At 67.9% G+C, this 14,127-nt stretch carries 15 protein-coding genes and 4 pseudogenes; 5 read left to right on the plus strand and 14 right to left on the minus strand.

Annotation, left to right across the window (positions count from 1 at the left end; translation table 11 throughout):
• Positions 1 to 74: 74 nt before the first annotated feature.
• From ACWD6R_RS25265 to ACWD6R_RS25275, 3 genes are all read right to left on the minus strand, one after another.
• Positions 75 to 353: a hypothetical protein gene (locus ACWD6R_RS25265; protein WP_451820784.1), complete on the minus strand. Its 279-nt coding sequence runs from the start codon at positions 351 to 353 to the stop codon at positions 75 to 77.
• Complete coding sequence (locus tag ACWD6R_RS25270; protein WP_451820785.1) at positions 350 to 1,591, minus strand: Mu transposase C-terminal domain-containing protein; 1,242 nt, start codon at positions 1,589 to 1,591, stop codon at positions 350 to 352. Before ACWD6R_RS25270 ends, ACWD6R_RS25265 begins: the two co-directional genes overlap by 4 nt.
• A 160-nt stretch (positions 1,592 to 1,751) precedes the next feature.
• Positions 1,752 to 2,462, minus strand: a complete 711-nt coding sequence (locus ACWD6R_RS25275) for an IS6 family transposase (protein ID WP_451820820.1) — start codon at positions 2,460 to 2,462, stop codon at positions 1,752 to 1,754.
• Positions 2,463 to 2,526: 64 nt separating this feature from the next.
• Here ACWD6R_RS25275 and ACWD6R_RS25280 point away from each other — a divergent pair, with 64 nt between their 5' ends.
• Positions 2,527 to 2,658, plus strand: a complete 132-nt coding sequence (locus ACWD6R_RS25280; RefSeq protein WP_451820786.1) for a hypothetical protein — start codon at positions 2,527 to 2,529, stop codon at positions 2,656 to 2,658.
• Positions 2,659 to 2,725: 67 nt separating this feature from the next.
• Here ACWD6R_RS25280 and ACWD6R_RS25285 read toward each other — a convergent pair.
• Positions 2,726 to 2,899 (minus strand): annotated as a pseudogene (locus tag ACWD6R_RS25285) (integrase core domain-containing protein); the annotation flags it as partial.
• 72 nt (positions 2,900 to 2,971) lie between these two features.
• On the opposite strand from ACWD6R_RS25285, the gene ACWD6R_RS25290 reads away from it, so the two are divergent.
• Positions 2,972 to 3,691 (plus strand): IS6 family transposase, encoded by a 720-nt coding sequence (locus tag ACWD6R_RS25290; protein ID WP_451820787.1) that lies wholly within the window; start codon positions 2,972 to 2,974, stop codon positions 3,689 to 3,691.
• Positions 3,692 to 3,991: 300 nt separating this feature from the next.
• On the opposite strand, the gene ACWD6R_RS25295 is transcribed toward ACWD6R_RS25290, so the two are convergent.
• From ACWD6R_RS25295 to ACWD6R_RS25315, 5 genes and pseudogenes are all read right to left on the minus strand, one after another.
• Positions 3,992 to 4,327 (minus strand): hypothetical protein, encoded by a 336-nt coding sequence (locus ACWD6R_RS25295; protein ID WP_451820788.1) that lies wholly within the window; start codon positions 4,325 to 4,327, stop codon positions 3,992 to 3,994.
• 450 nt (positions 4,328 to 4,777) lie between these two features.
• Positions 4,778 to 5,209: a hypothetical protein gene (locus ACWD6R_RS25300; RefSeq protein WP_451820821.1), complete on the minus strand. Its 432-nt coding sequence runs from the start codon at positions 5,207 to 5,209 to the stop codon at positions 4,778 to 4,780.
• Positions 5,210 to 5,450: 241 nt separating this feature from the next.
• Positions 5,451 to 5,825, minus strand: a complete 375-nt coding sequence (locus tag ACWD6R_RS25305; protein ID WP_451820789.1) for a toxin Doc — start codon at positions 5,823 to 5,825, stop codon at positions 5,451 to 5,453.
• On the minus strand, positions 5,825 to 6,064 hold the full coding sequence (locus ACWD6R_RS25310; RefSeq protein ID WP_331755507.1) for a hypothetical protein: 240 nt from the start codon (positions 6,062 to 6,064) through the stop codon (positions 5,825 to 5,827). The genes ACWD6R_RS25305 and ACWD6R_RS25310 overlap by 1 nt, the downstream gene beginning before the upstream one ends.
• 750 nt (positions 6,065 to 6,814) lie before the next feature.
• Positions 6,815 to 7,210 (minus strand): annotated as a pseudogene (locus ACWD6R_RS25315) (IS6 family transposase); the annotation flags it as partial.
• Between the two features lie 157 nt (positions 7,211 to 7,367).
• On the opposite strand from ACWD6R_RS25315, the pseudogene ACWD6R_RS25320 reads away from it, so the two are divergent.
• Positions 7,368 to 7,469: pseudogene (locus ACWD6R_RS25320) on the plus strand (transposase); the annotation flags it as partial.
• Between the two features lie 253 nt (positions 7,470 to 7,722).
• Positions 7,723 to 8,739, plus strand: coding sequence for a DNA-directed RNA polymerase subunit alpha (locus ACWD6R_RS25325; RefSeq protein WP_451820790.1), 1,017 nt, complete (start codon positions 7,723 to 7,725; stop codon positions 8,737 to 8,739).
• Between the two features lie 251 nt (positions 8,740 to 8,990).
• On the opposite strand, the pseudogene ACWD6R_RS25330 reads toward ACWD6R_RS25325, so the two are convergent.
• The 3 genes and pseudogenes from ACWD6R_RS25330 to ACWD6R_RS25340 all read right to left on the minus strand — a co-directional run.
• Positions 8,991 to 9,671: pseudogene (locus tag ACWD6R_RS25330) on the minus strand (dienelactone hydrolase family protein); the annotation flags it as partial.
• A gap of 206 nt (positions 9,672 to 9,877) precedes the next feature.
• On the minus strand, positions 9,878 to 10,468 hold the full coding sequence (locus ACWD6R_RS25335; protein WP_451820791.1) for a relaxase domain-containing protein: 591 nt from the start codon (positions 10,466 to 10,468) through the stop codon (positions 9,878 to 9,880).
• A gap of 303 nt (positions 10,469 to 10,771) precedes the next feature.
• Complete coding sequence (locus ACWD6R_RS25340; RefSeq protein WP_451820792.1) at positions 10,772 to 11,341, minus strand: SMI1/KNR4 family protein; 570 nt, start codon at positions 11,339 to 11,341, stop codon at positions 10,772 to 10,774.
• Between the two features lie 191 nt (positions 11,342 to 11,532).
• On the opposite strand from ACWD6R_RS25340, the gene ACWD6R_RS25345 reads away from it, so the two are divergent.
• Positions 11,533 to 11,874, plus strand: a complete 342-nt coding sequence (locus ACWD6R_RS25345; RefSeq protein WP_451820822.1) for a DUF6431 domain-containing protein — start codon at positions 11,533 to 11,535, stop codon at positions 11,872 to 11,874.
• Between the two features lie 194 nt (positions 11,875 to 12,068).
• On the opposite strand, the gene ACWD6R_RS25350 is transcribed toward ACWD6R_RS25345, so the two are convergent.
• Together ACWD6R_RS25350 and ACWD6R_RS25355 are read right to left on the minus strand one after the other, a co-directional pair.
• Positions 12,069 to 13,160, minus strand: coding sequence for a CU044_5270 family protein (locus tag ACWD6R_RS25350; RefSeq protein ID WP_451820793.1), 1,092 nt, complete (start codon positions 13,158 to 13,160; stop codon positions 12,069 to 12,071).
• Positions 13,161 to 13,162: 2 nt separating this feature from the next.
• Positions 13,163 to 13,786, minus strand: coding sequence for an RNA polymerase sigma factor (locus ACWD6R_RS25355; protein ID WP_451820794.1), 624 nt, complete (start codon positions 13,784 to 13,786; stop codon positions 13,163 to 13,165).
• Positions 13,787 to 14,127: the final 341 nt, after the last annotated feature.

The raw sequence follows: 14,127 nt of genomic DNA on the forward strand, positions 1-14,127 counted from the left end.
CCCGTCGTGCTGGGGTCCCGTCGCGCGTCCAGGCCCTCCCACCAGCACGAATCACCCCTTGACAGCCCAGCCGATCAGCAAACTTCGCGGCCTTGGTCCTTGATGTTCGGGGAGTTGAGTTTGATGCGCAGGGTGGTGTGGGGTGCGAGTTCGTCGAGGTGGAGGTTGACGGCGAAGGTCTTGCCCAGTCCCACGCCTCCGTGGATGCACATGATGGCGCCGTTGCCGTTGTTGGCGCCCAGGGTGGTGACGAGGTTGGCGTAGGTCTCTTCGCTGGCGTTGGTGAGGATGGGACGAGCACCGGCAAGGCCGAGGTAGTGGTAGTTAGGGCTGGTTTCGGGCGGGGTGGTCATGGCTTCTCCTGAGTGGGCGGCTTCGAGGTGTCGGCGTCGGCCTTGGGGGCAGTCCAACGGTCGGAGGTCGGTTTGGGGCGGGGCAGGAGGTCGGGGCGTGCCTCGGCTGCCAGGTCGCCGGCTTGGAGGTCGCGGAGCTGGGCGGCTGCTTCCTGAGCGGTGAGGCGGTTGAGGAGTGTCGGCGGGGCGGGAGTTGAGGTGGCGGCGTAGCGGGCGCGGGCGTTCTTGCGAGCCTTGTTTCGTTTGGCGGCGAAGTGGTCGGCTTCGCGCTGCCAGGCGCGTCGCAGGGTGCGGGCCTGCTGGGGGGTCATTTCGTCGGCGCGTGTGGCGGGGCCGCGGTAGCGGCCGGTGTCGGCGTCGTAGAGTTCGACCTGGTGGTAGTGGTGGGGTTCGTGGCGTAGGTGTACCTGTTCGCCGGCGCTGCTGTGGCCGTGCATCCAGTCGCCGACGTAGTAGGCGCCTTTCCAGTGGACGCCTTTGCTGGTGATGGTCAGTGGCGGGCCGTGGCGTTCGAGGGTGTAGGTGTGTAGGACGAGGGGGTCGATGGTGTCGATGGGGGTCGGGTCCGCTTGCCAGGCCTGTGTGGGGGTGCGCCGGTGGAGGCGTGCGATGGTGTGTTCGTGGTTCCACCAGTCGACCCATTGCAGGACGAGGGTGACGAAGGCTTCGTAGTGGAGGAGTTCGTCGATGTCCCAGGTGACGGTGGTGCGTTTGTCTCGGCGGCTGGCCGGTGCGTGGGTGTAGCCGGGTAGGCCCATGAAGAGCGTGTGTTTGATGGCCGCGTTGAGGGATTCGACAGTGCCTTTGAGATGGGGGCTGTTGGGTGGCAGCACGATCAGTTCGGTGCCGAAGGCTTTGAGCGCTTCCTCGACGGTGGTGCTGAGGAAGTCGCGGCCGTTGTCGACGCGTACGAGAGCAGGGATGCCGCCGAAGGGCCGGTGGTGGTCCGCGCACAGCACTGAGTCGCGGACGGCAGCGAGGATCGCTTCCCGGCTGGGCGTGTGGGGGGTGATGGCGATGCCGCAGATTACGGCGGTGGCGTGGTCGATGAACCAGGTGATCCAGGGTTTGCGTGGCTGGCCTTCGACGTTGACCCAGACGCTGGCTTCGACGTGGTCGGTCTCCCAGGCGTCGTTGCGGAAGCCGGGCGGGCGCTGGCCGTGGACATCGTGGCGGCGCCGGGCTTTTTCTCCGCTGCGCAGGGCAGCGCGTTGTCCTGGGCTGAGTTCACGGTGCACGGCGCGGTGGAACGTCGCCAGTGTGACGCGCGGCGGGTCGTTCAGCAGCCCGTCTTTGGTCAGTTCGCGGTAGGCGGCGGTGAGGCGTTGTCACGTTGTTGGGTGTGTGGGTGTCTGACGGTGTGTCGAGGTGTGGTGGGGCCGGGTGCCGGCCCTGGGCTCAGGCCGCGGCAGGCCGGCCGGTGACGCCGGTGATCTGCTCCCAGATGGTGAAGCGGACGGTCATTTCGGCGCGGTGTTGGGTGCCGGTCATCAGGTGGCGACGGGGTCGGAAGTGGGGTGAGATGCCGGTGAACGCGGACAGGAACCGCTGCGCGGCGCCCACGCTGCGGAAGCCTTTCATCGCCCGTTCGCGTTGCCGGGTGGGCTGATGACTGTTCTCGGCCCGGTTGTTCAGGCCCTTGTGGGAACGGTGCTCGACGCAGGGCATGACCTCGCGGTGGGCCGCGCCGTAGGAGCGGAGCTTGTCCGTGACGATCACCCGCGGCGCCCCGCCCGTCTTCGTCAGCAGCGTGCGGAAGAAGCGCCTGGCCGCAGCCGTGTCCCGGCGGCTCTGCACCAGGATGTCCAGCACGTTGCCGCCCTGGTCGACAGCCCGCCACAGGTACTTCTGCTCACCGTTGATCTTGATGAAGACCTCGTCCAGATGCCACTTGTCGCCGGGCTGGGGCCGCCGGCGGCGCAGTCCGTTGGCGTACTGCTGACCAAACTTCAGACACCAGCGGCGGACCGTCTCGTACGAGACGATCACGCCACGCTCCAGCACCAGCTCCTCGACCTCACGGAAACTGAGCGGGAACCGGAAGTACAGCCACACGCAGTGCGAGATCACCTCGACCGGATACCGGTGCCCCTTGTACGACGGCGACATGCCCTCCACGGACAACCCCCTCCACCATGATCAACCCGAAGATCATCCCGCTCCACCCGCCAACGTGACAGCACCCCTCAGCGGCCTGCCACCGACCGGCGAAGCACCCCCGCCCCGGCCGCCAACCGCCTTCCAGGACTTCCTGGACCAGCACGGGATCCCCCGGCTGAAGTCCTGGCGGGCCGTCAGCGGCTGACCTCGACGACTGCAAGATCCCCGACAGAGTCAAGCTGAGGTGACCCCCGGAGTGTGGACACAGGGGTTCATGCTGCGAGTGTGAGTCTACGTTCTCTTTGGTGTTGCTGTTCGAACTCGGCAGCTGAGCGGTAGTTGAGGGCGCTGTGGCGCCTTCGGGCGTTGTAGTACGTCAGCCACTGGAAGATCTCCAGCCTCGCCTGACGCATCGTCGAGAACAGCCTCTCGTGCATCGTCTCCCTCTTGAGGGTGCTGTCACGTTGGCGGGTGGAGTGGGATGATCTTCGGGTTGATCATGGTGGAGGGGATCGTCCGTGGAGAGTGCGTTGCCGTCGTACAGGGGCCACCGGTACCCGGTCGAGATCATCTCCCACTGCGTATGGTTGTACTTCCGCTTCCCGCTCAGCTTCCGCGAGGTGGAGGAGCTGATGCTCCAGCGCGGCGTCATCGTCTCCCACGAGACCGTCCGGCGCTGGTGTCTGAAGTTCGGCCAGGGCTACGCCGACGGGCTACGCCGCCGCCGACCCCGACCGGGGGACAAGTGGCACCTGGACAAGGTCTTCGTCAAGATCAACAGCGAGCAGAAGTACCTGTGGCGGGCCGTCGACCAGGACAGCAACGTCCTCGACATCCTCGTCCAGAACCGCCGGGACAAGGCCGCCGCCCGGCGCTTCTTCCGCCGCCTGATGAAGGAAACCCGTGCGGTGCCGCGGGTGATCGTCACCGACAAGCTCCGCTCCTACGGCGCGGCCCACCGTGAGGTCATGCCCTCGGTGGAGCACCGCTCCCACAAGGGCCTGAACAACCGGGCGGAGAACAGCCACCAGCCAACAAGGCAGCGCGAACGCGCGATGAAGGGCTTCCGCGGCGTCGGCGGAGCACAACGCTTCCTGTCCGCATTCAGCGGCATCTCACCCCACTTCCGCCCCCGCCGCCACCTGATGACCGCACTCGAACACCGCGCCGAAATGACCATTCGCTTCGCCATCTGGGACCAGGTCACCGGCGTCACCGGCCGGTCCACCACCGCCTGAGCACAGGCCGACACCCCGGCCCACCATGCCCCGACACGCCGACAGACACCCGCACACCCAACAACGTGACAACGCCCTCCGAGGACAAGACCATGGCCCCGGACAACGGCCTCAACGACTGGAACATGCCGTCGAGCGAGTGGGTCGCGGGCAACGCGACCAGCTGACGCCACGTCACAGTCCACGCACCTGACCCCTGAATCCCTTCCGCCAGGCGGCGGCCGACACCATGTCGACCGCCGCCTGCGGCGTCAGGGCACTCGAGCAGCCCTCGGCCCGGGGAGTCCCCGCACGTCGACGTCAATGCTCCGCTTGCCCGCCGGCCACCTCGCGGGAGGACCGTTCCGTGAGAGCAGACACGCCAAGGAGCACCACCACGCCTTCGACGAACAGGGACGCCAGCCCCAGCGGCTCCAGCCAGTTGCCGATGTCGTCCGTCGCCCCAGGCAGCCCGATGGACCGGCTGACCACGTAGCCGAGGAGCGCAGCGGCGGCGAGCACGATCGCCGCCAGCCAGACACGGCGGTCGTGACGCCGCAACAGCAGCTCCGCGACGACCAGGCTCGCGACGATGAGCGCGATGAACAAGACCCCCAGGTAGAGGGTTTCCTTGAGCTGGCTGGGCAGGTCGAGCACGTGGATCAGGGCGATGCCGAGCAGCCCGACCGTGGTCCCCCCGCGTCGTGCGGGGTTGTCCCGGCTGCTGAACCGAAGAGCACGAATCGCGATGATCGGCGTCCTTCCTGCTGGTCGCGGGTCGCGGAAGGTACTGATCCGGGCGGTGCCGCCGGGCGCGGGGGTCTGCTGGCCGGAGTTCGCAGCACGTGACGAGACCGTGCCGAAACCGTGCCTGGCGTCAAGCCTGAGGAGATCACAGCGAGGCCCGTTCGGCGAGAAGACAGGCCGTCACTCACCCCGGATTGATTGCCACCAGGCCCGTGAACGGAGCGACGATGGCCCCAACCCGGAAAGAGACCAGGGCCTTGATCCCTGTAAGACCCGCCGCCCTCGTAGGGATTTTCTCTGACCAGGTCCACATTTCGCCTCGTCGTCCGCCTGATAAGTGGCCCCTGCCGGAGGCGATCGTCAGCTTCGAATCGGCTCCTTCGGAAACCGACGGCCGCTGTGCGGCCCCGTAAGAACTCGACCAGTACGCAGGCGCCGCCCTTGAGCAGCACCGGCAGGGTGAGCATGTTGAGCCCGGCAGTGTGGAACAGCGGGGCAAAGACCAGAGCACGCTCGAGCGAGCATGTCGCCGTAGTGGTCGGCGTACAGGATGCCCTCGACAACGACGTGATACCCGGCGTCCAGGGCGTAGCGGGCTGTCAGGTCGCTCAGGCCGACGTTCGCCGCGCCGGGCCGGTCGCGTTCGCGCAGGACGATGCGGCGCAAGTTGTCCTGGCCAACCAGGGCCAGGCCGCGTCCGAACTTCTCGCGGATGCCGGCCGCGACGGACGACTTGCCCGAGGCGCTGTTGCCGCGCAGCACGACCAACCGAGTTTCTTCGGTACCCACCATCACGGCGGTCACGCTACCGGCGGCCAGTGACACCGCGCGGAGCTCCGCCACAGGCCTGGCGAGGGCAGTCACGGGGTGTGGTGGCCGCGCCGGTGCAGCAGACGTATGAAGAACTCGCTGCACGCCCTCGCCGCAGTGTGGTCTTTGAACTCGTGGCCGCCGATCCGGACGGGTGGCCCTCCCGGCGCGTGCGGCGGCCCGCTGCGCCTGCACGCCACAACATTCGGACTCGCCTGGCGGGTCAGATGCGCCAGGAACGGATGTGGTCGCCTGCCTGGTAGACGTTTGCCTTGCCGGCCTGGATGTCGCGGACCAGTTCCACCAGCGCGCCGTACGGGGGGTCGATGCCCTCGCCCGAGGCGTGCATGTAGGCCGCAGCGACCTGGCAGGCGTACAGGGAGTTGCGGTACGGCAGTGGCTGGAGCCGGACCAGGGTGTGCAGCAGAGCGGCCGCGCGCCAGGCTGCGTCGGGTTCGGCGGTGGTGGGGCGCGGGATGCGGGTCTTGTGGCGGGCGACGGCCGCGACAAGAGCGGAGTAGTCGGCGACAGTGACGTCTTCGGGGACGGCCTGCTCCTGGACGTCCAGGAGCCAGGGGACGTCGATGTAGAGGACCATCAGGCGGCTTCGGCTCCCTGCTGGCGGTCGGCCGGCGGCATCTCGTCGGGGAAGGCGTCGTCGAACTCGTCCCGGTGCTGCTCGCCCCAGGAGATGGCGTAGCGGACGAACTGGAGGCGCTGCTGTTCGCGCAGCGGGAGGTCGTGGACAAACTGCTTGAGGGACTTGCCCTCGGCGGTCGCGGCGGCGCGGACCGCTTCGAGTTCGTCGTCGGTGAAGGTGATGTTCAAGGACGGCATACCCTGATGGTACCTAGTAGGTACCTGAAGGGCCAGGGGGTGCCGTGTCCTTTTCTTGGCAGGGCAGAGTCCGGCGTGAAGCGGCTCGCGGTGGGTGCCGGCCACGGGGCTGTGTGCGGGCCGTTCTTCGGCCGCACGGGGGAGTTCTCAGGTGACGGTCACCCGCTGTTCGTACGGCTCCCCTGCGCCGATCGCGCACGCCTGTTCCAGCAGATCGACGTTGGTGAACTCGAACAGAGCGCGGTCAGCGGCCCGGCACAGCTCAGGGAGGATGCCCGCGGCGGGGCGGCCGCGAGCTCGTTGTACGCCTGCTCGTACGAGGGGCCGCAGCCGCTGGCTCCGCCTGGCAGGAGCCGTCCCAGACCGTCGCCGTCGATGCTGATGTGTGTCCCATGCCCGCTCCCTGCCCGCGTGGGCCCGGCCGCTCCGAACCCCTTCTCGTCGACGCTACGAGCCGGCACTGCAATCCGGGTCAATCTGAACCTCTACCTGAGGTTCATGGCGGGAGGACACGTACGCCCTCGGTTCGAAGAGGCCGGGCCCTCCAGCACCTTCGATCCGGACTGCAGGAAAGGCGCTCGCCAAGCAACGGCACAGTCTCCGTCCTGTGTGTGACCGCGGTCTTACTGGTCCTGTCATCACCTTCAGCAGCCACTGCTGCTCTTCGGGCGGCCGCTGCTGGTATCAGGGGCTTCGGGATCGGGCACGTGGACCGGTGCCGGTGCGGGTGTCTCGCGGGCCGTGGACGTGCGTGACGATCACCCGCGGCACCCCGCCCGTCTTCGTCAGCAGCGTGCGGAAGAAGCGCCTGGCCGCAGCCGTGTCCCGGCGGCTCTGCACCAGGATGTCCAGCACGTCGCCGTCCTGGTCGACAGCCCGCCACAGGTATTTCTGCTCACCGTTGATCTTGATGAAGACCTCGTCCAGATACCACGTGTCGCCGGGCTGGGGCCGCCGGCGGCGCAGTCCGTTGGCGTACTGCTGACCGAACTTCAGACACCAGCGGCGGACCGTCTCGTACGAGACGATCACGCCACGCTCCAGCTCCTCGACCTCACGGAAACTGAGCGGGAACCGGAAGTACAGCCACACGCAGTGCGAGATCACCTCGACCGGATACCGGTGCCCCTTGTACGACGGCGACATGCCCTCCACGGACAACCCCCTCCACCATGATCAGCCCGAGGATCCTCCCACCCTGTCAGCCAACGTGACAGCGCCTGGCGAACGCTTGGGTCACGGTCAGGTAGGCCAGTCGCAGCAGCACGACCGGCCATCGTGTCGGGGCAATCACCAGCTACGCGAGATCACCGACCACCTCGGCTACGAGAAGCACGATCCGGCCGGGAAGAACAACGGGAACAGCCGCAACGGCACCCGCGCGAAGACTGTGTTGACTGATGTTGCGGCGTGAGACCTGCATGACAACAATGGCTGTTGGCGGCGGCTGAACCGGGTTAAGGCGTCGCCGAGAATGACGCTGCGGCCCGTGTCAGCCATCGACCTCACCGGGGACTGTTGCCGGACCGCTGGTCACCTGCGCGAGGCCTACGGCCGGGTGAGCCGCATCGCCCGTACCCTTGGCCGTACCGACATCGGGCTACCGCCCGGTGAGGCGGCATCATATGGCGGGTGCCGAAGACTGGAGGCAAGGTCTCATGCTGATCGCTCAGCGTCCCACTCTCACCGAAGAGATCGTGGACGCGTACCGCTCCCGGTTCGTGATCGAGCCGCTGGAGCCGGGCTTCGGCTACACCCTCGGCAACTCCCTGCGGCGCACCCTCCTCTCCTCGATCCCCGGCGCCGCCGTCACCAGCATCCGGATCGACGGCGTGCTGCACGAGTTCACCACCGTGCCGGGCGTCAAACAGGACGTCACCGACCTCATCCTCAACATCAAGCAGCTCGTCGTCTCCTCCGAACACGACGAGCCGGTCGTGATGTACCTGCGCAAGCAAGGGCCCGGCGTGGTCACCGCGGCCGGCATCGCCCCGCCGGCCGGCGTCGAGGTGCACAACCCCGACCTGGTGCTGGCCTCGCTGAACGCCAAGGGCAAGCTCGAGATGGAGCTGACGGTCGAGCGCGGCCGCGGCTACGTCTCCGCCGTCCAGAACAAGCAGCAGGGCCAGGAGATCGGCCGGATCCCGGTCGACTCGATCTACAGCCCGGTGCTCAGGGTCACCTACAAGGTCGAGGCGACCCGCGTCGAGCAGCGCACGGACTTCGACAAGCTGATCGTCGACGTCGAGACCAAGTCCGCGATGCGTCCGCGTGACGCGGTGGCCTCGGCGGGCAAGACGCTGGTCGAGTTGTTCGGCCTGGCCCGCGGGCTGAATGTCGAAGCCGAGGGCATCGAGGTGGGCCCGTCGTCGACGGATGCCGCGCTGGCGGCCGACCTGGCGATCCCGATCGAGGAGCTGGAGCTCACCGTCCGTTCCTACAACTGCCTGAAGCGAGAGGGCATCCACTCCGTGGGTGAGCTCGTGGCGCGCAGCGAGGCGGACCTGCTCGACATCCGCAACTTCGGTGCGAAGTCGATCGACGAGGTCAAGGAGAAGCTGGCCGGTATGGGCCTGGCGTTCAAGGACAGCCCGCCCGGATTCGACCCGACCGCTGCGGCCGCCGCCTTCGGCGCAGGCAACGACACGGGCTTCGCCGAGACCGAGCGGTACTGAACCGCTCCGACGGCATCGTCACGCCGCTCATTCTTGGGACGGCCGTGATCAGCGTCCCGCTATCCCGTTCGGCCGTATCTCGGCCGATCCTCTTACACCACGTCCGCTGCGGCCAGGGCCTCGCGGGCACTTTCCGGCACCTCGGGGTGGGTGCGGAAGGGCTGCGCAGTGTTCAGCTGCGGTGATGTCCCACAAACCGGAGCCGGTGGCGGTCGACCGGCCTGGTTCGCGGCCCGGAATCGCGGTTGCCGACCAGATCGCTCCGTTACGGGCAGGCACTCGGCGAGCAGGTCGACGACGTCGTGCCAGGCTCGCTGCGCGTGCCGTGGGTGGTAGCCGACGCCGGGGGGTACGGTCTGGTCGACCGGCGGGTGGTGGAAGGCGTGCAAGGCGCCGCCGTAGACCACGAGGCGCCAGTCGACGCCCGCGGCCTGCATCTCGGCGGTGAACGCGTCCCGTTGCGCGGGCGGCATGATCGGGTCTTCCGACCCGACCCCGGCCCACACCGGGCAGCGAATGCGCGCCGCCTCGCCCGGTCGGCCTGCGGTCAGTGCGTTGACTGTCCCGATCGCGCGCAGGTTGACGCCGTCGCGCCCGAGTTCCAGCACGATTGCGCCCCCGGTGCCGTAGCCGACGGCGGCGATCCGGTCGGGGTCGGTCCGCGGTTCGGCGCGCAACACGTTGAGCGCCGCGTGGCCGATGCTCCGCATCCGGTCGGGGTCGGCGAGCAGCGGCATGCAACGGGCCAGCATCTCCTCGGGGTCGGTGAACCAGCGCCCGCCGTGGAGGTCGAAGGCCAGCGCCACGTATCCCAGCTCAGCCAGGGTATCGGCTCGGCGGCGCTCGACGTCGCTGAGCCCCGGCCCCTCGGGCCCGACCAGGACCGCGGGCCGGCGGTCGACACCGGCCGGGAGCGCGAGGTGCCCGATCATCGTTAGGCCGTCGGCCGGTTACTCGACCGTGCGCGTTGTAACCGTCGTCATGAGACTGGACGGTAGTGATCGTCGAGCCCGGTCGGGCCGGTGTTCACCGCTGGCAGACATGACGGGTAGCGGTAGCTATACGAGAACACGGCCGTGACGGCGTCGATGCTGCGTCACCGATCGCCTGGCCCCGTAGCCAGCGCTTTTGTCCTCGCTCACCCGGGCTCTGATGACGACGCAGACGGCGGAGCGCATCCCCGGCGGTGGGCGGTGCTGTCCATCGCCGTGAACATCAGCTCGGCGCCGACCCCCGAAGTGCCTCCCGAACTGCTGTAGAAACGCTGCTCTTCGACGTGTACAGAGCCAGCTGCGGTCAGGGTCTCGGCGCTGATGCGGGTGTGGATGTCCTCGATGAGCTGCTGAACCGGTTCGGTGGCCAGAGCCCAGAGGGCCTGGACGCTGGCCGGTGGGCGGAAGACGAGGTCGATCCCGGACCACTTCTGTATCCGGTAGCCGAGGCGGGCCGCCCGCGCAGCCGCTGCGGGACTGTCACCGGCGGCGAGGCGTTCCTCGACGATGCGATCCGCGTCCGGGTGAAGGCCCTCGCCGAACAGGTTCCGCATCTGCCCCTCGGTGACCCGGGCGCCGGCCGTCAGGCCGACCGCGGGCAGGGCGCGGCCCATCCATACCCCCGGCGGGACGCCAGCCTCTTCCTGCGCCTGGTCCAGGCCCTTCCCTCGGGGCCGACGGCCGTCCCCGACCGCGACCTGGCGCAGGTAGTACCGGTACGCCGAGCCCGTGCTCACTTGCTTGAACGTCACCACGCAACCCAGCCCAGCACCTTAAAAGTGCTGTTCAAGGTCTTGTTTCGGGTGCTCCCGCCCGGTGGGAGGGAAACGTCGACAAGGTGCGGGAGCGTCCCGTGTCGCGGGTGGGCCGGTACCCTACTTCCCATCCAGACGGGTGTTAGACGACTCTCAGCGTGGTGATGAAGCGGGGTGACGGCGACACTCCCGTTGCACATGGGCTGTGGTCGTTTCTGGGTCCTGGCTGGCTCTTCGTGTGCGACGACACGGTGACCATGAGCGAGTCGTAGAGCCGTTGTTCGCTCAGAAGGCCTCGACGTGAGGACGTACCGACGGCAACTGCCACAGTTCCAAAGCTCCGCTGATCAGGTCGGCGAGGAACTGAACCGCGCCTCCCGTGTAATGCCACCAGCCGCCATTGCGTGAGGCCACGGTGACAGTCCACTCGTCAGGACCAGACCCTGTGGTGCTCCAGAGGAAGTAGTCGCCCTGGTTCGACGTGGCCCAGGGCAGCAGGCCCCCGGGGGCAGGAAAGGGGTGCAGAGGAATGGACATCTCTGCATCCGCACACCATTCAGCGAGGATCTCAAGGTCTTCGGGGTCCTCTGCCCATGCCCTCTCCCGCCCGGGGTTCGGGAAGCCGACGCACAGGAAGTCACCGATGGCCAGGGACGGGTAGCTGTTGGCAAGCAGTTTGTAGTCGGAAGGCAGCTCCGTGTTCAGGCATTCCTCGACTCGTGCCCAGTCGATGCCGGCTGGAGCCGTGCGTCGGTGGAGGGCGAGGCCGGGGAGGGACTGCTCCAAAGCCGTGACCGCCGAAGCTGGATCAGTCAGTCGCTGACGAGGTACTTGAGTGCCGATGAGAGCGTCCATCGGGACAGCGTGCCAGAGCAAGGTTCACGAGCCTTTCACTGACCTCCTACGCCCGTCACGAACGACGCCTTGAGCAACATGATCCTTTGGCGTTTGGGCAGGCTGGCGGTACTTCGTCCGTGCTCGGAGCCGAGCACGTCGTGGGCTGCGGAGGCTGTCGGGTGCTGATCGTGGACTCGGACGTGCTGCTGGTGGAACGGCAGCTGCGGGACGGTCGGCTGACGTGTCCTTCATGCGACGCGGTCCTGGCACCGTGGGGGCATGGTCGGGCCCGGGTGATCCGAGGTGATTTGGGGTCCCGGTTGTTTCTGCGGCCGCGCCGTTCGCGTTGTTCGGGCTGCGGTGTCACGCACGTGCTGCTGGCGGAAGTGTTCTGGCCGCGGCGGGCGGATGCGGCCGAGGTGATCGGGGCTGGGCTGGAGATAGCCGCGTTGGGCATGGGGCACCGCCGGGTCGCGGCTGTCCTTGGTCTGGCGGAGGGCACGGTTCGTGGCTGGCTGCGGACGTTCGCCGGGCGGGTCATTGATCACTGAATCCACTGGTATGCCGGGGGTTCCGCACCGGTGGCACGTTGGTGCTCAGCACGCGCCGACCCACTCACTCCTCGTCACGGTCCGAGAAGATCTGGCGCGGTCGGGGGTGGGGCTGTCCCGCGATCGGTCGGCGCCGCGGGGTGTGCCTGCCTCGTGCTGTGAGGCAGGCACACCCCCCGCGTTCAAGCGCGGTGCTACGCGGCGGAGGAGGGAAGCTGCTTCATCTCGTCGACAGCCTGTCGCACGGTGATGGCCGAGGTGAAGAGGATGGTGCCGGGCTTGATCTTGCCGGAGTCGCCGCCGTGGGGGCGAACCTGGATGGTGCGCTCGCCCAGGTAGGTGTAGCTCTTGGCGTCGAAGATCCATTCGGTGCGGGCGCCGGAGGTTTCGTCGAGCCGCGCGACGGCCACGCCGTGGCGGCCGGCCGCGTCCACGGCGTCCTTGACCAGGACCACGCCGGGAATCTTGGCCGCGGCCTTGAACAGGGCGACGCTGAGGTCGGCGGGAGGCATGGATTCGTTCAGGAGGTCCCCGATGGTGGTGAAGGCCTGCTGGTCGGGGCTGTTGCCCTGTCCCTTGGTCTCCTTGTAGATCTTCGCCAGGAGTGCGTCCGGGTCGGTGGTCAGGGTGGCGAGATAGTCGTAGGACGGGCCGCCCAGCCGTGCGGGTTCGATCTCGCCCTTCTCGTTGATGTGGTCGATGGTCTCGCCGCCGGGCGGGGAGACGGCCGGGTCGATGAGCCAGCCCTTCGCACCGTCGGTCGAGCTCCAGGTCTGTCGGCGGTGGATGCGATCGCCGACCACGGTGGTCTTGTCGCCGACCGTCTTCTCGTACGTGGTGCCGACCTGGCTCTCGATGTAGACGTACTGCCCCGCCTGCACGGTGGGCGCCGGGTTCTTCGCCGCTGTCAGCGAGATCTGGTTGAGCAGCTGTGGCACACCCTGGGCGGTACCCGCACCGACCTGTGAGGTGAGCGCCGGCCCGGCAAGCGGGGATTCGTTGCCGCCGCCGGAACCGGCGAAGACGAGGACACCGGCAGCGATCACCGCCAGCGAGCAGGCGGCGGCCGGGATGACGATCAGGGGCCGCATGAACCCGCGGCGCCGCGCGGGCGCCGAGGGAGCGGGTGCGGTGGCCGGGGCGGCCGGCTGGGTGTCCTGGTCGATGAAGTTCATCAGTTCTTCCCTGTGGAAGGCGTGGCGGCCCGCGGGAAAGTCGGCTTCGTCGAGGGAGACCAGACGTGCGGTCTCCTGCCATTCATCAGGCGTAAGACGGGACTGGCTCATGTTCACCGAGTTCCTTCCTGGACGGGCCGGGCCGCGATGTTGCGGTCTCCTCTTACCTGTCGATCCGCAGGCCGGGGTTCCCGGAAATCTGCCTGCATTTCCGTATCCGCGAGTTTGCGTAGCTTGGTCCGGGCCCGTGAGAGACGGGAGCGGACCGTTCCCACAGGGACGCCCAGGACCTGGGCGGTGGTGGCGTAGTCCAGACCCTGCCACAGGCACAGGCTGAGCACTTCGCGCTCGGTGCGCCGCAACCCGGCCAGAGCGGTGGCGGTGGCGGCCAGGCGCCGGCGGTCGTCGATCCGGCCGGCGACCTCGTCGGCGTGATCGGCCACAGCGGTCTCGGCTCGGGCGGCGGCGAGAGCGGCCGCCTTGAAGCGACGGTTGCTGCGCGACTGGGCACGGACCAGGTTGGTGGCGATGCCCAGGAGCCAGGGGCGCAGGCTGCCGCCGTCGGCGTCGACCCGCTGATGGCCCCGCCATGCCTCCATAAACGTCGCGGACACCGCGTCCTCGGCCGCTGCCCAGTCCGCGGTCAGCCGAAAGGCGTGGTTGTAGAGGATTCGCGCGTACTCGTCGAAGAGTTCCGCGAAGACCTGCGGATCCCCTGCACGAATACGGGCTCGCATAGTTGTCGTCACATCAGTCAGCTGTCGATTCCGAGCACGGGGTTCCCGAGACGTGAGTCACAGTCGCACGACCAGGTGACCGGCAGAGCTCCGGTGCCGCAGGGAAGTTCACGCCGGGCGCCCGGTCTCGGGGAGCGGACTGTGCCCTTCGGACCAGTCGTTGACCCAACCGCAACCCGCGCACGCGTACCGGCCATCGAGACCCGCGATCTCTGTCCCGCACTGAGCGCACCCTATATAACCTCAAGAACTGGCGCACACTCACCAAACTCCGCACCGACCCCGCCGCGCCACCCAGCTCCTGCGCGCACTGCTCGTCCTGACGAACCTCGAAGTCCACC

Source organism: Streptomyces sp. NPDC005151 (assembly GCF_053599875.1).

What these genes read in the sequence shown, in the direction of transcription:
- ACWD6R_RS25265 (WP_451820784.1), bottom strand. Translation starts at nt 353, where the DNA reads ATGACCACCCCGCCCGAAACCAGCCCTAACTACCACTACCTCGGCCTT.
- ACWD6R_RS25305 (WP_451820789.1), bottom strand. Translation starts at nt 5,825, where the DNA reads ATGGTCCTCTACATCGACGTCCCCTGGCTCCTGGACGTCCAGGAGCAG.
- ACWD6R_RS25340 (WP_451820792.1), bottom strand. Translation starts at nt 11,341, where the DNA reads ATGGACGCTCTCATCGGCACTCAAGTACCTCGTCAGCGACTGACTGAT.
- ACWD6R_RS25300 (WP_451820821.1), bottom strand. Translation starts at nt 5,209, where the DNA reads ATGGTGGGTACCGAAGAAACTCGGTTGGTCGTGCTGCGCGGCAACAGC.
- ACWD6R_RS25310 (WP_331755507.1), bottom strand. Translation starts at nt 6,064, where the DNA reads ATGCCGTCCTTGAACATCACCTTCACCGACGACGAACTCGAAGCGGTC.
- ACWD6R_RS25350 (WP_451820793.1), bottom strand. Translation starts at nt 13,160, where the DNA reads ATGAGCCAGTCCCGTCTTACGCCTGATGAATGGCAGGAGACCGCACGT.
- ACWD6R_RS25275 (WP_451820820.1), bottom strand. Translation starts at nt 2,462, where the DNA reads ATGTCGCCGTCGTACAAGGGGCACCGGTATCCGGTCGAGGTGATCTCG.
- ACWD6R_RS25325 (WP_451820790.1), top strand. Translation starts at nt 7,723, where the DNA reads ATGCTGATCGCTCAGCGTCCCACTCTCACCGAAGAGATCGTGGACGCG.
- ACWD6R_RS25355 (WP_451820794.1), bottom strand. Translation starts at nt 13,786, where the DNA reads ATGCGAGCCCGTATTCGTGCAGGGGATCCGCAGGTCTTCGCGGAACTC.